This window comes from Brachybacterium sp. SYSU DS0246, assembly GCF_059391765.1.
On the sequence record NZ_JBZXYT010000014.1, the window covers coordinates 1 to 15735 of the forward strand.

A 15735-nucleotide genomic window follows, 5' to 3' on the forward strand; every position below is an offset into this window, starting at 1 on the left:
TGTGGATCTTCTCCCGGCCAGCGCTCATCAGCGCGGCGAGCTCGGCCTCGGTATGCGCGGACCCCAGATGCTTGAGGACCACGTCCCGCCGGTTCCTCCGCTCCGCGATCTGCACGGCCGTCGCTCCAGACGCCGTCCTCACCTTCCGCAGAAACACCATCCCATTAGTGTGTCACCCCGGCCAACCGCGAGCCCCTCACCAGCACGAACACCAGCTGAACCACCAGATCCTCGCTCAAGAGGTCCAACTCAGGTTCGACGACGAGCAGCCCACTGTGGTCGACGAGACTGAGCTGAGTTACGAGCGAGTGAGCCTGGACGCGGGAGGAACAAAATTCTGAAAACCAGGCAAGCTCACGAGAGTTGCTACCCCAGTAGCTGCATGCGAAGAAAGGCGTTGCGAAAGATCGTCAGGCCCTGCAGTCCGGGAAGTTTCTGAATCTTCCTGTCGAGTTCGTCGATCTCGTCTCCACGGCCCGCGAAGAGATGACCCATCACGTGCGCGACCTCGGTATCGGGCATAACTCCTGACCCCACCGGTCGCCACGCTCTCGACAGTGCCAGCCGCGTAGCGGCGCGGGCCTTCGTCGAAGCCTCTAGTCGTTGTCGGCCTTGTGTCGTGTAGAAGGCGACGTGCCGGGACTCCTGCTGGGCGATACGTTTTAGCAGCGGGCTGAGTGCCGGGTGGTCGGTCATCGCCGAGAGCCGGCGGTATGCGGACACCGCCGACAGTTCGTTCGCTGCTCCCCAGGCCATGTGCACGGCCACGAAATCAGTACCAGCGAGGTTCGAGATCACGGATTGCTTCAGCGGACTGAGCACCTGGGACCAGCCAAGCGTCACCCGCTTCGCTTTGAGCTCGTCGTAGTCCACGACGATGCCGTGGCGTTGAAGTACAGCCGCGAGAGCCTCGCCGTGCCAGAACTCCTCGCGGTTCCACACGGTCATAAAACCGCCGGTCGCTGGCTCCCGTCGAGAGGGGGTGACGAGCAGATCCCGCATATAGCACGATGTGTGGTACTCGATGTCGCACATGTATCGCAAGGAGCGCAACGTCTCGCCATCCAGCGGCTTCGTCTCGAACAGGTCGAAATCCAGGTCGTCCCAGCCCACCGGTTGTGACGTCTCGGCAAATTTTTCATGGTCGAACGCCATGAGCATCTCCTTCTGAGAAATCAGCAACTTCGGGCAGGGTGTTGCGCCGATATACTTGCATCGGATTCTACAGAGCTTATAGGTCGAAGCGCGGGAGTAGGCGAGTGATCTCGAATCGCGCAGCGCGTAGATTTGCGCGATCGGCGGCGGACCGGAAGATGCTGCGTAGGACGACCTTCTCGTCCTCGTCAGGCTGACCGGCCGGGCGCAGCGGACCTCCGGAGACGGCGAGTACCAGGCGGGCGGCTATGGCCTCGCCCCGCGAACGAGTGATGCGCGCGATCGCCTCGAGACAGAAGAAGGAGAGCGTCCGGGTCTGTCGATCCAGCAGCTCGCTCAGCACTCGGTGGACCTCGGGAAGCTGTTGGACGCGCGGCAACAGCGCCGTGACGGCCGCCTGGCACGAACCCTCCTGAATGGCCATCCGGGCCATGTGACCGGCAGTGACCTTCTCCCCAGCAAGCAACGTCCACCCGGGACCGACGATTGGCAGGGCGCGCTCAACATACAGCGCGCGCAGAGCGGCAGCGGGTCGGAGTAACCGGCGGCGGTGGGAATGGTGCGTGTCGTTGTCGTCACTGCGTGCTACAGAGCTGGCCAGCGCATCGGAGAGCTCCTGCAAGGCCACGGCCGACCAGTGGCGCTCCCACATCCAGGTAGCGAGAAACGCAGTAATGCGCGGTTCGTTGACTGTCCAAGAGCTGTACATCGTACGGGTCTCGGTAAGCGCGCTTGATTCCAGACGTTGCACGAAAAGGAGGTCGCGGCATAACTCGGAAAGTTGATGAATGGTCAGCTCCTGCGACGCGGAGACAGACCGGACGAGGTCCTTGACGTCGATTTCGATCTTTCCTCGCGCCTCGCGCGTGTATGCCGATACGTCGAATGACGTGCGTAGTACACGGGGCGCGGAATCGTCAGCGTACACCCGGTCGCCGTCTCGTGCCCTGTCGTCATGGAAAGCGACCGGGCGCACTTGCCGTCGCGCAGCCAAGAGGGTGGACGGTGTGGCCGTCGTCTGCGGGCGCATATCTTCAATCTTCCAAGCACTGGGGGCGGGATGGTTGTCAGTTCTTGCTCTGGCAAAGGTTGATTATTGACGATCTCAGATCGTCGTGTGAACGCCTTGGTCAGCAGCGAAATGCCAACCGCGGAATATACGTGAAACTCGGTCAGACCACTGTGCGCACTGACGGCCCCGGCAAGCCGGGCAGGGCCGACGGTATCCAGTTGATGACAGCACATACTATGACCGACGCCAGACCGGTCGCGCGACGAGTTGATGGATCGGCCTTGCGCCGCGCAGGCTGCGCGCCGTTGTGTTCACGAGGTGGTGTCGCCAAACGCCCGTGCGAGAGGGATCGCGGCCGGCACCGAAGCCGTCCTGGCGTGATCCTGCCCTGACGTCCCAGAAAGCTGCGGTTCACCATCGTAAGCAACGCGCCTGCTTCGAGACAGAGGACTCTCTCCGGCTGCAGCGTGATGAGATACCGGGCTCAGCTTTCGACGAGCCGGGCGAAGATCACGGTGTTGTCGGTGTGGTGGCCGTCCGCTCCCAGCTCGCCACCGCAGGTGATCAACCGCAGCTCCGGGCCTTCAGTGCGTCCGTAGACGGCGAGAGTGGGGAACTCATCCTTGGGGAAGCGGGCTTCGTCATAGACCTCGAAGGTCGCCGTGGTGCCGTCCTGGCGCTCGACCTCGACCTGATCACCACTGCCGAGACCGCCGAGCTCGAAGAACACTGACGGGTCACCGCCCCAGGTCACATGTCCTTCAATGACCGCCGGGCCCGATTCACCGGGCGTCGGAGAGCCGGTAAACCACGCCGGCATGTTCGCGCGGTCTCCCTTCGGGGCGAGCAGCTGACCCTCGTCCCCCAGACCGATCCCGAACACCTGCTCGTCGACGTCGATAGACGGGATCCGCAGAGCCGTGGGCTCAGAAGCCTCCAGCGGTTCCGCGATTGCCGGAGTCTCCTCGTCATTGGCCGCAGGCGGCTCGGAGGGGTCCGCGGACGTCGCGTCGTCCTCGATAGCCGCGCCCCCACCGTCGGAGACCGGGGCGCTGCCGTCGCCGTCGGAGGTGCCCGAGCTCAGCGCAGGCTGCGGCGGTGCCCCGACCTGACTGGTCAATGCCCACACCAGCAGCGCTGTGCCGATCAGGGCGAGGACCGCCAGGGCGGCGGCCGTCATCCGACGACCGCCGCCCCGAAGAGATGATCCCTGAGGGCTCATATCACTTCTGCGCGTGACGCTTGCGCAGTGCAACTGAGCCTGCTGCGGCGGCGGCGATGAGGCCGCCACCGGCGAGCATCGCACCGGAGTTCTCGATACCCGCGGTGGTGCCGTCACCGGTCTCGGCGCCACCCTCGGGCATGGCGTCCATCTGGCTCATCTCCAGCTCACCGCAGGCGGCCGGATCGGTCGCCTCGGACGGCAGGGAATCGTCCAGATCGGACATCTGGTCACCGTCGTACTGGCCGCTGCCGTTGTGGTCCACACCGTGCAGGACCACGGAGCCGTCGCCATTGCGCAGGCTCTCGGCAGTCTCATCGTCTACCTCGATTGTGCGCTCATAGGATGCGTCACCGGTGGGGAAACGCTCCACGGCCAGACCGCTGTCCGGGCTCGAGTCGCCCTCAGTGGTCAGCGAGACAGCGATACCACCGTAGTCACCCGCGGCATCGGTGGTGCGGATCGCCCCATCGGCCCCGGTGCCCTCCATGTTCGGATCCGGGCACTGGTTCTTGCCGCCGATGTGGATGTGCTGGGCATGGGGGGCCTCGGCGAGCATCCCGGAGCTGTCGAGCTTGACGTGGACCTCATTGCCCTCGACCGTGACCCACGCAGTACCGGAAGCACCCGAATCATTCAGCTCAGACAGGTTCGCCTCAAGCGAGGTGGCCTCAGGACCCTCGGCGAGAGCGGCACCGGAAGCGCCGAGCATGCCGAGTGCGGCCGTCGCCGCGAACAGAGGAAGCATTCGTTTCGTCGTCGTGCGCATCATGAATCTCCTTTGGTGGATACCGGACGGCCAGGCGGCCGCCGGGGACGGTCATCCAGGAGTGGTTCGGAGCACGTCGGGGTATGGATTGGTGCAGGTCCAACCTTTTTCAGCTGCCGTGTTCGCATGAACGGCGTGCTGGAGCATCGTGTACGGGATCGACCACGCTTTTATGAACGAAGCAGCAGGTCAGCTGAGCTAAAGGTGTACTACAGCGCTGAAGCGCTCTGCTCACACGACGCTGAAATCGATCGTATGCCACCCGCTCGCTCCATTGGGCACCGGGTCGGCGCGCTCGTCCGTCTGCTGTTCGCCGTCGCCGCCGGTGGCACGGACCGAGACCGAGTGATCCCCCAAGCGGGCGCCCTCCCAGCGTAATGACCATTGGGTCCAGGTGTCATCAGTCACTTCGGGTCCGAGTTCGGCCTCGCGCCAGTCGCCATCGTCGATTCGAACTTCGACCATGGCGATGCCCCTTCGCTGCGCCCAGGCTGTTCCGCCTAGCATCACCGCGCCGTCGGCGTCGGGCGAGAGCTTCGCGAAGGAGCGCGGCACGTCCACGCGAGAGGCGATCTTGATGGGGCCGCGCTCCGACCAGCCGCGGTTGGTCCAGTACGCAGTGTCGTCGGCAAACCGGGTCACCTTCAGCTCGGTGAGCCATTTGGTCGCCGAGACATACCCGTACAACCCGGGCACGACCATCCGCACCGGATAGCCATGCTCCTGCGGCAGCGGCTCACCGTTCATGCCGATGGCCACCAGGGAATCGCGCTCGTCAGTCAGAGCCGTCAGTGGCGTGGATGCAGTGAAGCCGTCACTCGAGCGGGACAGGACCATGTCCGCCCCGTCTCTCACCCCGGCGCGTTCAAGCAGGGTGCGTACGGGCACGCCGAGCCAGGTCGCGTTGCCCGCCAGATCCCCGCCGACTGAGTTGGAGACGCAGGTCAGTGTGACGTGCTTCTCGACCATGCTCTCTGCCAGCAGATCGTCGAAGCTCATCGTGAGCTCGCGGTCTACGAGTCCATGGATCCGGAGTTCCCAGGTCGTGGGGTCCACACGGGGAACGGCAAGCGCGGTGTCGATCCGATAGAAGTCGGCGTTGGGTGTCACATACGGCGGCATTCCCTCGATAGTGACCTGGGCACCCTCGGGAATCTGTGGCGCACGTACGCGCGGTGTGGGCAGGGCGAATTCGGCTGCGCGACGCACCGCCTCACGGCTGGCGTTCGCGCCGCGTGCCCCGGCTGCCACGATGATGGCGAGCACTCCGACGGCTCCGATGCCCACGAGGGAGCGGCGGCGCGTCCACGCCTCGTCCGCACCCGAAGCCATCAACGGTGTCCGAACACTACGCAACATCAGCAGCAGAGTCGGTACCGCGACCACGGTGCCGAGCACAGTCGGCACCGTATCGATGGTGCTGTTCTGCGCACGGGTCAGCACGATGGCGACCGCGAACAGTCCGAGCCCGGCCAGAGCTGCTGCGGCCGTTCGTGGCCGGCGGTCACCGAGGATGCCGATCAGCGCCGTCAACAGCACGTACACCGCGAGCATCGAGGCGAAAAGCACGGGCTTGTCCCACGTGCCGAACAGTCCGATGGCCAGGTCCTTGGTCCACGGGGGGATCACGTCGATGAAGCTGCCCCCCACGGCGACGAACGGCGCCGAGGACGAGCTGAAGGCCAGCGAAGCGAGCTCAGCGACCGCCAGCAGCACCGCGCCGGCGATCACGCCTGAAAGCACCGACCACCAGGGGATGCCGGGACCGGTTGCGGAACCGCGGTCAGCTCGACTGAGCCCGGCCATCAAAGCGGTTCCTGAAGAATCGGGTCGGTAGTGGGCTGTTCGGAACCGCCCGCCGGTTCCACCGTGAGGCCGAGGTTCGCCTCGGTCGACATCGGTTTGTGCACCATCACGGTCTGATCGGGCTCGGTGATCAGCCCCGCGCTCTCGATCCGACCTGTGGCCGGGTCGATGAGCCACAGTTGGTAGGTGCTGCTGCTGGGAAGGGGAGGCAGGTCGGCGGACTGGATGATCATCGCCTGCTGGTCCCGTGAGTACATCAGGTTCAGGTTCCCGCCGTCCGACGGGGAGAGCGAGAGGTGGGCCGCATCATCGGAGGCGAGGATCGTCGAGACCATCTGGCGCTCCTCTTCCGCGGTGGCCTGAACTTCCTGCATCGCCTCTATGGTTGCCCGGGCCTCCTCCTGCTCGGCTCGCTCCGTGCCCCACAGCGCAGCCCCCCCGACGGTGGTGACCATGAGGATCGCCGCGGTGGCCGCCAGCCACCGGGTGCGCCGCACGCTTGAGCGATAGCGGTCCAGCGGCACCACCACGGCATCGTGCTCGTCGTCGGCCGGCTCGTCGGAGGCCCTTCCGTCGGTCGACGGATCAACGTCGGGCACCTCGGCGCGTTGGGTGGGTTCGGCTGATGCGCGACGGTCTGCGACGTCGTCGAGAGCCTCGCACGCGGCCTTGTCGTCCTCCTCGACGGGATTCGGGGAGAGCTGACGGGTCTGGGAGATCTGTGCCATCAACGAGTTCTTCAGCTCGGGTCGCGGGGCACGCGGCTCGAGGCTACGGGCCAGTTCAGCGGCAGTCTCCTCGAAGGAGCGGGCCTCGGCGGCAGCGTCGGCGTCCTGGGCGAGGTGCTCCTCGATCCGGGCGCGCTCCTCAGCATCCAGGGCGTTCAGCGCCCAAGCACCGGTCATGTTGTGCTGCTGTTCGTTCACGAGGTCACCCCCAACCTGTCCCGCAGGACGATCATGCCGTCACGTATTCGTGTCTTCGCCGTCCCGACGGGAACATCGAGGAGAGTGGCAACCTCGCGGTAGCTGTAGCCGCCGAAATAGGCGAGGCGAATAGCGTCAGCCTGCAGTGGCGTCAGGGAACGCATCGCAGTGTGCACGCGCTGCGACTCGACTCTCATGATCCCCTCCTCCTGCACGTCAGCGACGTTGCCCTCGATTAGCCGCAGCCCCTCCTGGGAGTCGCGGCGCCGGGAGGCATCGCTGGCGCGGACGGTGTCCACCGCACGGCGGTGGGCGATGGTGCAGATCCACCCATGGGGTGAGCCCCTCCGGGGATCGAACCGGGTGGCCTGTTTCCAGATCTCCACGAACACCTCCTGTAGCACCTCCTCACTGATCGACACGTCCCGCACCACGCGTTTGATCAGCGCGAAGAGGAGCGACGACGTCTCGTCGTAGAGACAGGAGAAGGCGTCCTCCTCCCCGAGCGAAACACGGCGCAACAGCTCGGCGAGAGGGGGTGTGGCGCTCTCGTCGGCGCCGATGGCTCTCATGTCGGGCTCGTGCGACCGCGTCCGTCCTGCCTCGGTGGGGTCCGGAGACATTCATTGCTCCTTCGGTGACGTGCCAAGCGGGCAACGGTGGTTCAGTTCATCCCCGTCCGCCCGCTCGGGGCGCCGATGCAGTGTGGCCCGCTCAGCTGGCATCCGCCATCGCCGGCGGCATCAGAACGGTATCGACAAGGTATACAGTAGCGTTCTGGGTCTGCACTCCGCCGCAGATCACGGCCCCCTCGCCAACCATGAGTTCATCGTCGCTGCCGGACACCTCGACATCCTGGCCCTGCACCGTGGTGTGAGTGCCGGCGATCTCGTCAGGCATGATCCGACCGGGCACCACGTGGTAGGTGAGAACATCTGTCAGGCCTTCGGAGTCGGCGGCCAGCGTGTTCAGGTCGTCCTCGGGGATGGCTTCGAAAGCTTCGTCAACTGGAGCGAACACGGTGAACTCATCGCCATCGAGGGTGTCCACGAGGTCCACGTCGGGGTTCAGCTCTCCCGAGATTGCGGACGTCAGCTCGGTCAGCATCGGGTTGTTCGAGGCCGCGACGCTTAGCGGGTCCTGGGCCATGCCCTCCACGGAGCCGGCGCCGTTCGGCACCATCTCCGCGTAGTCGGCGCAACCGGGACCGACGAGGTTTGCGGCTGGGTCGTCCATAGCCATGCCGCCGCCGTCAGAGGCCATGCCGCCGCCGTCGGACGCGTCGCTCTGGGAGGTCGCGGGTTGGTCGCTGCCCTCATCCATGGACGGATCATCGCTCATGCCGCCGGAGCAGGCGCTGAACAGGGCGACCGAGCCCGCGAGAGCACCGAGCGTGGGGAGGATCTTTCGAGTCTTCATGACAGTCTCCTTCGTGGATGTACTGAGGTCGCGCCCGGTGGTAGCAGCGCCGAACGCTTCCCGGAGGAGCGTCACGCCAGATGTTCGAAGCTGACGTGGGAGCGGATTGGTGAGATTCGTGAACCGCGCGTCGACGTACGGTGGACGCCCAGGTGAGAACCCCGTTGTGACCTCCCGTACACCCGCCCCGGTCGGTTGGACGCGGTAGGCGGTGGCGGGGTAGCGTTGAGCGTCGGTGGCTGAGCCAGGTACGCTTCGGAGATCAGCCTCATGGGCCTATAGCTCAGTCGGTTAGAGCGCTGTCCTGATAAGACAGAGGTCACTGGTTCAAGTCCAGTTAGGCCCACTTCGAAGATCGGAGGACCCGTGAAGACGTTCGTCAAGGTCGCAGCCGTCTTGATCGTTACCTCCGTCACCGGGCTCCTCGGCTGGCGAAAGGTTGAGTCCGACCGCGTACGCAACCATCTGTGGAGCGAAGCCGAGCATCTCTCTGCAGAGCAGGACGCAGCTGCGGAACGGTCCGCTCGCGCAGTTGAGGTCTGATCATCCGCTTCATCCCAGCGCTACGGCGCTCAGGGGCCTTGGCGCAATTGGTAGCGCATCTGCTTTGCAAGCAGAGGGTTAGGGGTTCGAGTCCCCTAGGCTCCACGTAAGTCGAGAGAATTGGGACGGAGCACTCCTGCATCCGTGGGGCCCGCAAGATGGTGCGCCGCGTCGCTCACATCGGCACCGGCGAGCACGAACAGCAGCATGTAGATGCCTGCCGCCGCGGCCCTGCGGCCTTGCGGAATTCCACCTTCGTGAGGAGCCTGCCCGGGCCGGGAACGCCTACAAGCAGTACCGTACGTCCCACCTCGTGCGTTTGCTGCAGATCGGACGCCTGCAAGAGCTGGGCATGCCGTTGTCGAGCATCGCGGAGCTCGAAGAAACCGGCGAGGCCTTCACACGGACGCTGCGCGCCCTCGATTCCCAGCTCGCCGCCTCCATCGCCCACCAGCAGCAGTTGCGGGTCGAGATCGCTGACCTCCTGCGCCATCGCGCCGACCCCGACGTCCCCGCCGGGTTCGCCGACCTCGCAGACCAACTCACACCTGCCGACCGCGCGATGGTCATGATCAGCGCCCAGTTTTACGAGGAGCAGGGCCGCCAGGACATGCGGGCCATCGCCGCGCACCACCGGAAGGCCGACGATGCCTTCGACGAGCTCGCTCCGGACGCCACCGCCGACGAGATCCGGGCTGTCGACGCACGTTTGGCTCCAGTGCTCCGCGCGATCCACGAGCAGTACCCGGGCACGCGGACCTCGCCGACGGGCATCGTCAGTCGCGCCGCATTGGAAGACTTCGCCCAGGCGGTCACCGACCTCTATAACCCCGCCCAGGTAGAGGTGCTGCGCCAGGCGCACCGGCTCGCGCTCGAAGGTCCCACAGACTCCGCCCGGGACGCCGCGGAACAGTAGATCTCCAGCTCGGTTGCGCGGACATCCACGAATCGGATCGTGCCGAAACCATCGTGACCCGACAGCGCACCGAGGGTATCGACGGCCTACCGGATGAGTTGTGCGCGCCAGGCCCACGCGGCAATCTCGACGCGGTTGCGGGCCCCGAGTTTCACGCTGATATTCCGTGCGTGGGTCTTCACCGTGGAGACGGTGATGAACATGTCGGCTGCGATCTCCTCGTTCGTGCGACCCCGGGCTATGGCGGTCGCGATCTCGAGTTCGCGCGAGGAGAGGTCGTGCGAGGGATCCGGCGCCGGCTGGTTGTCGGCGATCTCGCCGAGCAGTCTCATCGTGATCGAGGGGGAGACGAGGGCGTCACCGCTGGCTGCAGCATGGACAGCCTCGACCAGGAGGCGCGGGCCGGCGTCCTTCAGCAGGAACCCCGAGGCCCCCGACAGGATCGCGGTGCGCAGGTACTCATCGGTGTCGAAGGTGGTCACGACGACCACGCGCGGAGCCTCGGGCATCGTGGTGATGAGCCGTGTCGCGTCCAGCCCGTTCATCCCCGGCATACGGATGTCCATCAGCACCACGTCGGGGCGCAGCCGTCTCGCCGCGCTCACCGCGTCCTGCCCGGTCCCGACGAGGCCGACCACGGCGATGTCGTCCTCTGCTTCGAGCACCATGCGGAAGCCGGTGCGGACCATCTCGTGGTCGTCGGCTAGGACAACGCCGATCATCGCGCCGCGCCTGTCGGGAGGCACGCGCGGACGCACCAGGTTCCCGGCACGTCCGGCCCGACGTCCAGACGTCCGCCGAGCATCGCGACCCGTTCCGCGATGCCCGCCAGTCCGTAGCCGGCTGGTCCCTGGCCAGCGGCATGCTGCCGGACGCCGTCGTTGCGGATCTCGAGGACCAGCTCTGCGCCGACCCTCCGCACATCGACCCAGGTACGTCCGGCCGGGGCGTGCCGCCGCACATTGGTCAGCGCCTCGCGGACGATCCGGTAGGCAGATTCCCCGAGCCCCGAGGAGAGAGAGGCGTCCGCAGCATCGAGGGTGAGTGTGGTCCGCTCCCGCCCCGGGTCGAAGCTGTCCACGAGGGCCGGGATATCTGCCAGACCGTAGGGGACGGAGAGCGGGGCGGGATGTGCCGATTCATCGCGGATCGCGCCGACCATGCGTCGCATACCGGAAAGCGCCTCGGAGCCGGCTTCCTCGATCGCGGAGAACGCCGCTGCTGCTCTCTCGGAATCGGTGCGGGCGACAGCGTTCGCCGCCTGGGCCTGCACGACGATGCCGCTGACCTGATGAGCGACGACATCATGGAGCTCCCGTGCGAGCTCCAGCCGCTCCGCGCGCCGAGCGTCATCCAGCGCCGCCTGTCGAGTCGACCGGACGTGTCGCGCCGCGATCCCGGCTGTCGCCGCACAGCCCCAGAGCACGATGCCGAGCAGAGCGGAGGTGGCATCAGGCTCGAGACGCAGCAGCACACCGGCGAGGACCGCCAGCAGCGTCGCGGCGCCGATGACGACCGCACCGCGGGGCGAGGACTCGCGCCGCATCCCGACCACGGTGGCCACGAGCAACGCAGCAGCCTCGGTCACGGACGGCGCGAGGTGGCCGGTGAAGGCCGCGAGCAGAGAGGCAAGCAGCGAGAGCGAAAGGATCGTCACCACCGTGGCGCGCGGGGGCAGCAACCAGCGCAGGAGGGCGATGGCGGCGGCGATGAACGCGACGAGCGCCGTAGCCAGCGCTCCGGCGATTGCCTCGATGCCGGGGTCCGGGGGCATAGACCGCACGCCGAGCTCGAAGTCCATCGCCAGGAGCAGCATCAACAGCAGAAGCTCGACCACCACCGACACAGGCCGCATCCATACCGGGCGAGAGGCCCGCCGCACCTGCCATCCCTCGATGATGTCCACCACGCGAATAGTTTAGAACGGGGCCGGGCTGCGGCTGCGGGGCAGTCGCGGCCGGACGGATTCTCGTCCGAACGAACGATCAGCGGCGGCGCAGATCGCTCCTGCGGCCGAGGCGTACGGAGGGGCCCGCTCAGCATCATGAAGACATGCCTCCCCTCATGAACGATTCTCCGGAGACCACCGACGATACAGAGAAGCAGTACGCCGTCCGTGTGCTCGACGTCGTGCGCGAGTACGGCTCCGGCACCGGGAAGGTCCGCGCTCTGGACGGCCTCAGCATCGCCGTGGCGGCGAATCGCTTCACCGCGATCATGGGTGCGTCCGGTTCGGGCAAGTCCACTCTTCTCCACTGCCTGGCGGGCCTCGACCCGCCGACCTCCGGACGGGTCCTGCTGGGCAGAACTGAGCTCGGCTCCCTGGATGACCGTGCACTGACCGCCGAGCGCCGCGACAGGATCGGCTTCGTGTTCCAGGACGGCAACCTGCTCCCGCATCTCACCGCAGGCGAGAACATCGACCTGGGTGCCTTTCTGTCGGGTCGTCGTCCCGACCGGTCATGGCGCACGCAGCTCGTCGAGCGCCTGGGCATCGTGGACCGACTCGGCCACCTGCCGTCGCAGTTGTCCGGTGGGCAGCGCCAGCGCGCCGCCGTCGCGCGTGCGCTGCTGGGACGCCCGGACCTGGTCGTGGCCGATGAGCCGACCGGCGCCCTGGACAGCACCTCGAGCCGCCAGCTCCTGGAGATGCTCCGCGGGTGCGTCGACGACTACGGGCAGACCGTGGTCATGGTGACGCACGACCCTGCCGCCGCGGCGTTCACCGACGAGGTGATCCTGCTCGAGGACGGGCGGGCCGTCGATGCTTTCCCCTCCGCGAGCAGCAAGGCAGTGCTCGAGCGCGTCGGCGAGAGCGCCACCCGTCAGGCGGTGAGCAGTCGATGATCCTGCGCACCGCCCTTCTGAGCGCGCTCCGGCGCCCGCGCCAGGCGATCCTGATCGGGATTGCCGTCGTTGCCGCCACCGCTTTTGCCGCCGCGGCGCTCCTCCTTGCCATCAACGGACGAGTCGCCCTGGAAGCGTTCGGGATCACCACCCCGAAGGCGGCGGACGGCGTGATCGTCCCGCCTGGGGACTTGGAGGCGGAGGAGGTCTACGGGATCGCGGAGACCGTCCGGGCGCTGCCCGACACGGATCAGGTCGTCGTCGAATCCCTCGGAGACGTGGAGGTGGAGATCGGCGGGACCACCTCGACATGGAAGCTGAGCAGCGATCCGGGCTCTGGTCCGCTGACCGCGGTGCCCGACCTGGCCTCAGGCAGCGCGCCGGAGCTCGGCCAGGTGGTGCTGGGCGAACGGACAGCCGATCGATCCGGAGTTTCGGTGGGGGACCCGCTTGTCGTGGAGGGCCGTGAGCTGACGGTGGCCGGGATCGGACCGGTGCACGAGTTCGGGCGGGACGCGGCACTGATCCGCGAGGCGGACGCCGCCGATTTCGGCTCCGTCATGACTCCCGTCCAGATCTTTGTCACTGGCGACGTGGACCTCACCGAGCTCGAGGCTGTGGCGCCGAGCAGCGTGGTCTTCAGTGGCGAGGAAAAGCGAGCGGAGGAGGCGCGGACGGTGACGGACACCCTCGTCGGCGTCATCGGCGGTCTCGTCCTGTTCGTCGCCCTGGCCATGCTGGCGGCCGTGGTGATCGTGAGCTCTACCTTCCGCATCCTCCTCGCTCGCCGTGCCACCGAGCTCTCCCTTCTGCGCTGCATCGGGGCGACCCGGGCGCAGGTGCGTCGGCTCGTGCTCGTCGAAGCCGCATGCATCGGTATCGTCGGCGGTATCCTCGGGGTCGGCATCGGCACCGGCGTCGGTGCGGCGATGATCGCGATCGCTCGGGACGCGGGACTGTTGGCCGACCCATTCAGCGCGCCCGTGGCGGGACTGATCGGCTGCGTTGCCCTGGCCACGGTGTCCTCGCTGGTCGCGGCGCTGCCCGCGGCTCGCGCCGCCGGGCAGGCGTCACCCGTCGAAGCGCTCGGCAGCTCTCGTTCGACCGAGGCACGTCCGGTGCGACGACGTCTGCGCCTCGTCCTCGCCATCGCTCTCACGGCCGCGGCGGTGGCAGCCGCCGGCCTCGGGGTGCTCGTCTCTACCGAGCAGGAGTTCCTCGGGTTGGCGCTCGTGGCGCTCAGCGGCACCCTGGTGTTCCTCGCGCTCGTGCTCGTCGGACCGTTCTTGGTGAGCTTCGCCGCCACCGTGCTGAGGCCACTGGCGTCCCGGTTCCCGTCGATGAGTCTTGCGGTCGCGAACGCCGGTCGCGCGTCACGGCGCACCGCCGCGATAACCACCGTGCTCACTCTCGGAGTAGGGCTCACCGCGGCGCTCACCGTGGGAGTCGCAGGTGCCACGCAGGACGCCCGCGAAGGGGTCGCTCGGAACTTCCCCGCACCAGCGATCATCCCTACCGACATGGTCGAGGACCCGCACGCCCTTGTCGCTCAACTCGACGAGCACCCCTCCGTCGAGGCACGGATCGACGATCTCGACATTCTCATCGACGCGAGCCCGGGAACGAGCGCCGACGAGCTGCGAACGGCGGTGCTCGAGACCACCGACCCTGGCACAGACGTCTTCTGGGCGGCAGATGTGCAGTCGGGTATCGACCAGATGATCCTCATCGGACAAGCCGTCGGTGGCGCGATGACCGGCGTGACCATCCTCGTCGCACTGATCGGCGTCACGGTCACCTTGGCCCTCTCGGTCACCGAGCGGCGCCAAGAGATCTCACTGCTGCGAGCGCTGGGCCTGACCCGGGCCGTGACACGTCGTTCGATCGGTGCCGAGGCCGCACTCGCAGCAGCGGTCGGCGCCAGCACGGGTGTCGGCTTCGGAAGCATCTTCGGCGCCCTCGCTCTGCACATCCTCGGTATGGATGTGGGGACGCCACCCCTCGGAGCCCTCGCTCTGCTGTTCCTCGCAGTGATCGCTGTTGCGATCGCGGCCGCGGCGATCCCGATGTGGAACGCCAGCCGCGTCCCACCCGCCATCGGGCTGGCGGGGTGATTCGACACCGAGCCGCCCCGCCCGCCGCTCCGAGACCGCTGTGAGCGGTCGATCTCTCCCACACCGCACGGAGGCACACCATGGCCACCCCACGTCGAACCGTTCAGCTTTCTGCCGTTGGAGCGGCTGCCACGATGCTCCTCAGCGGCTGCACGATCTTTCAGGACGCCTTCCAGATAGGAAAGAGGGAATTTACCTTCGACACCGCCGCCGAGGCGAAGGCGTCGAGCGAGTCTTTTCGCTTCCAAGGATTCCTTCCCGACGACGCCACCGACATCAGACTCGTCGCGCAGCTCGACAGTGATGAGAACGTGTTCCAGTGGACTAGCCCTACGCCGTTCACCTCGGAGCTCTGCACCGAAGGAGCGGTCTCCACCGAACCGCGAATCGACGCCCAATGGCTACCGGAGTCATTACCCGATGAGGGCCATATTTGCGGCACCTGGACAGTCGTGCACAGCGGAGACGTTCATTACGCCTGGAACTGACGCGCCGTTCGCACCGACCCTCGGACGCCTCATCGAGTTCGTCGGAGCCAGCCGCGGTCGCGGTCGACCCTCGCCGCGTCGCGGCGAGCCGTGGTACCGGTATCGTGCATATTGTGCCGGGAGTAGGAGAGGTACTTGTAAGCCACGTCCGGCACGAGGGACAATCGCCCCGGAGAGCTCCCGGGCCGAGTAGCTCTCGCGGTCAGCGAGCGGCGAACTGCCCAGGACAGACGCTTCAAGCACGTTGTGACCATAATTGAGCAACATCACCTGCACGAAGCGGATCACCGCGTAGACCGCTGACACTGTGAGCAGAGCACTGACCGAGGCGACATTGTCGTTCATTTCGGTTACGGCTCGCTCACTCGAATTATCAACGAGTCGACGCGGAACCAGGTCGGTGAGATCAAAGCGTCCGAGCAAAAATGTCACCGCGACACGGTGATATCGATGAGCAGTAAGCCCCGACGAACAGAACGAGGCCCCCCTCGTCACCGACATAAAAGTAACGCCTCGTC

Annotated in this window: 15 protein-coding genes, 2 tRNA genes and 1 pseudogene; 7 read left to right on the forward strand and 11 right to left on the reverse strand. The window is 66.5% G+C overall.

All coding sequences use genetic code 11. From position 1 onward, the window contains the following. The 9 genes and pseudogenes from AC5020_RS08530 to AC5020_RS08570 all read right to left on the reverse strand — a co-directional run. A pseudogene (locus AC5020_RS08530) lies at window positions 1–160 on the reverse strand (IS1634 family transposase); the annotation flags it as partial. 206 nt (window positions 161–366) lie between these two features. Next, entirely contained in the window at window positions 367–1155 is a 789-nt protein-coding gene (locus AC5020_RS08535) for a ferritin-like domain-containing protein (RefSeq protein WP_464987956.1), read from the reverse strand. A gap of 76 nt (window positions 1156–1231) precedes the next feature. Next, window positions 1232–2185, reverse strand: coding sequence for a hypothetical protein (locus AC5020_RS08540; protein WP_464987957.1), 954 nt, complete (start codon window positions 2183–2185; stop codon window positions 1232–1234). A gap of 466 nt (window positions 2186–2651) precedes the next feature. Continuing rightward, on the reverse strand, window positions 2652–3347 hold the full coding sequence (locus AC5020_RS08545) for a class F sortase (protein ID WP_464987958.1): 696 nt from the start codon (window positions 3345–3347) through the stop codon (window positions 2652–2654). Window positions 3348–3390: 43 nt separating this feature from the next. After that, complete coding sequence (locus tag AC5020_RS08550; RefSeq protein WP_464987959.1) at window positions 3391–4161, reverse strand: GVDTG sorting domain-containing protein; 771 nt, start codon at window positions 4159–4161, stop codon at window positions 3391–3393. A gap of 228 nt (window positions 4162–4389) precedes the next feature. Then, window positions 4390–5964 carry a molybdopterin-dependent oxidoreductase gene (locus tag AC5020_RS08555; protein WP_464987960.1) on the reverse strand — a complete coding sequence of 525 codons (1575 nt, stop codon included), beginning with the start codon at window positions 5962–5964 and terminating at the stop codon, window positions 4390–4392. Then, window positions 5964–6890 (reverse strand): anti-sigma factor, encoded by a 927-nt coding sequence (locus AC5020_RS08560; RefSeq protein WP_464987961.1) that lies wholly within the window; start codon window positions 6888–6890, stop codon window positions 5964–5966. The genes AC5020_RS08555 and AC5020_RS08560 overlap by 1 nt, the downstream gene beginning before the upstream one ends. Further along, a complete protein-coding gene (gene sigK / locus AC5020_RS08565; protein WP_464987962.1) occupies window positions 6887–7513 on the reverse strand; it encodes an ECF RNA polymerase sigma factor SigK in 627 nt (208 codons plus the stop codon). The genes AC5020_RS08560 and sigK overlap by 4 nt, the downstream gene beginning before the upstream one ends. A 91-nt stretch (window positions 7514–7604) precedes the next feature. Continuing rightward, window positions 7605–8309 (reverse strand): fasciclin domain-containing protein, encoded by a 705-nt coding sequence (locus AC5020_RS08570; protein ID WP_464987963.1) that lies wholly within the window; start codon window positions 8307–8309, stop codon window positions 7605–7607. Between the two features lie 272 nt (window positions 8310–8581). Between AC5020_RS08570 and AC5020_RS08575 the strand changes: the two genes are divergently transcribed. The 4 genes from AC5020_RS08575 to AC5020_RS08590 all read left to right on the forward strand — a co-directional run bounded on the left by AC5020_RS08575 (window position 8582) and on the right by AC5020_RS08590 (window position 9768). Beyond that, window positions 8582–8655: transfer RNA gene (locus AC5020_RS08575), tRNA-Ile, on the forward strand. Window positions 8656–8675: 20 nt separating this feature from the next. Next, window positions 8676–8852 (forward strand): hypothetical protein, encoded by a 177-nt coding sequence (locus AC5020_RS08580; protein WP_464987964.1) that lies wholly within the window; start codon window positions 8676–8678, stop codon window positions 8850–8852. A gap of 32 nt (window positions 8853–8884) precedes the next feature. Continuing rightward, a tRNA-Ala gene (locus tag AC5020_RS08585) sits at window positions 8885–8957 on the forward strand. 208 nt (window positions 8958–9165) lie between these two features. Next, a complete protein-coding gene (locus AC5020_RS08590; protein WP_464987965.1) occupies window positions 9166–9768 on the forward strand; it encodes a MerR family transcriptional regulator in 603 nt (200 codons plus the stop codon). An 86-nt stretch (window positions 9769–9854) separates the two neighbouring features. Here AC5020_RS08590 and AC5020_RS08595 read toward each other — a convergent pair whose 3' ends face one another. After that, complete coding sequence (locus tag AC5020_RS08595) at window positions 9855–10490, reverse strand: response regulator (RefSeq protein ID WP_464987966.1); 636 nt, start codon at window positions 10488–10490, stop codon at window positions 9855–9857. Then, complete coding sequence (locus AC5020_RS08600; RefSeq protein WP_464987967.1) at window positions 10487–11677, reverse strand: sensor histidine kinase; 1191 nt, start codon at window positions 11675–11677, stop codon at window positions 10487–10489. Before AC5020_RS08600 ends, AC5020_RS08595 begins: the two co-directional genes overlap by 4 nt. A gap of 143 nt (window positions 11678–11820) precedes the next feature. On the opposite strand from AC5020_RS08600, the gene AC5020_RS08605 reads away from it, so the two are divergent. From AC5020_RS08605 to AC5020_RS08615, 3 genes are all read left to right on the forward strand, one after another. Next, the gene (locus AC5020_RS08605) at window positions 11821–12615 is read left to right on the forward strand and encodes an ABC transporter ATP-binding protein (RefSeq protein WP_464987968.1); all 795 of its coding nucleotides are present in this window, start codon (window positions 11821–11823) and stop codon (window positions 12613–12615) included. Next, a complete protein-coding gene (locus tag AC5020_RS08610) occupies window positions 12612–14729 on the forward strand; it encodes an FtsX-like permease family protein (protein WP_464987969.1) in 2118 nt (705 codons plus the stop codon). Before AC5020_RS08605 ends, AC5020_RS08610 begins: the two co-directional genes overlap by 4 nt. A gap of 80 nt (window positions 14730–14809) precedes the next feature. Further along, window positions 14810–15217, forward strand: coding sequence for a hypothetical protein (locus AC5020_RS08615; protein WP_377017988.1), 408 nt, complete (start codon window positions 14810–14812; stop codon window positions 15215–15217). Window positions 15218–15735: the final 518 nt, after the last annotated feature.

Excerpts from the sequence above, each read along its gene's own strand:
- AC5020_RS08535 (WP_464987956.1), bottom strand. The coding sequence starts at position 1,155 with ATGGCGTTCGACCATGAAAAATTTGCCGAGACGTCACAACCGGTGGGC.
- AC5020_RS08540 (WP_464987957.1), bottom strand. The coding sequence starts at position 2,185 with ATGCGCCCGCAGACGACGGCCACACCGTCCACCCTCTTGGCTGCGCGA.
- AC5020_RS08545 (WP_464987958.1), bottom strand. The coding sequence starts at position 3,347 with ATGACGGCCGCCGCCCTGGCGGTCCTCGCCCTGATCGGCACAGCGCTG.
- AC5020_RS08550 (WP_464987959.1), bottom strand. The coding sequence starts at position 4,161 with ATGATGCGCACGACGACGAAACGAATGCTTCCTCTGTTCGCGGCGACG.
- AC5020_RS08555 (WP_464987960.1), bottom strand. The coding sequence starts at position 5,964 with ATGGCCGGGCTCAGTCGAGCTGACCGCGGTTCCGCAACCGGTCCCGGC.
- sigK (WP_464987962.1), bottom strand. The coding sequence starts at position 7,513 with ATGTCTCCGGACCCCACCGAGGCAGGACGGACGCGGTCGCACGAGCCC.
- AC5020_RS08570 (WP_464987963.1), bottom strand. The coding sequence starts at position 8,309 with ATGAAGACTCGAAAGATCCTCCCCACGCTCGGTGCTCTCGCGGGCTCG.
- AC5020_RS08595 (WP_464987966.1), bottom strand. The coding sequence starts at position 10,490 with ATGATCGGCGTTGTCCTAGCCGACGACCACGAGATGGTCCGCACCGGC.
- AC5020_RS08605 (WP_464987968.1), top strand. The coding sequence starts at position 11,821 with ATGCCTCCCCTCATGAACGATTCTCCGGAGACCACCGACGATACAGAG.
- AC5020_RS08610 (WP_464987969.1), top strand. The coding sequence starts at position 12,612 with ATGATCCTGCGCACCGCCCTTCTGAGCGCGCTCCGGCGCCCGCGCCAG.
- AC5020_RS08615 (WP_377017988.1), top strand. The coding sequence starts at position 14,810 with ATGGCCACCCCACGTCGAACCGTTCAGCTTTCTGCCGTTGGAGCGGCT.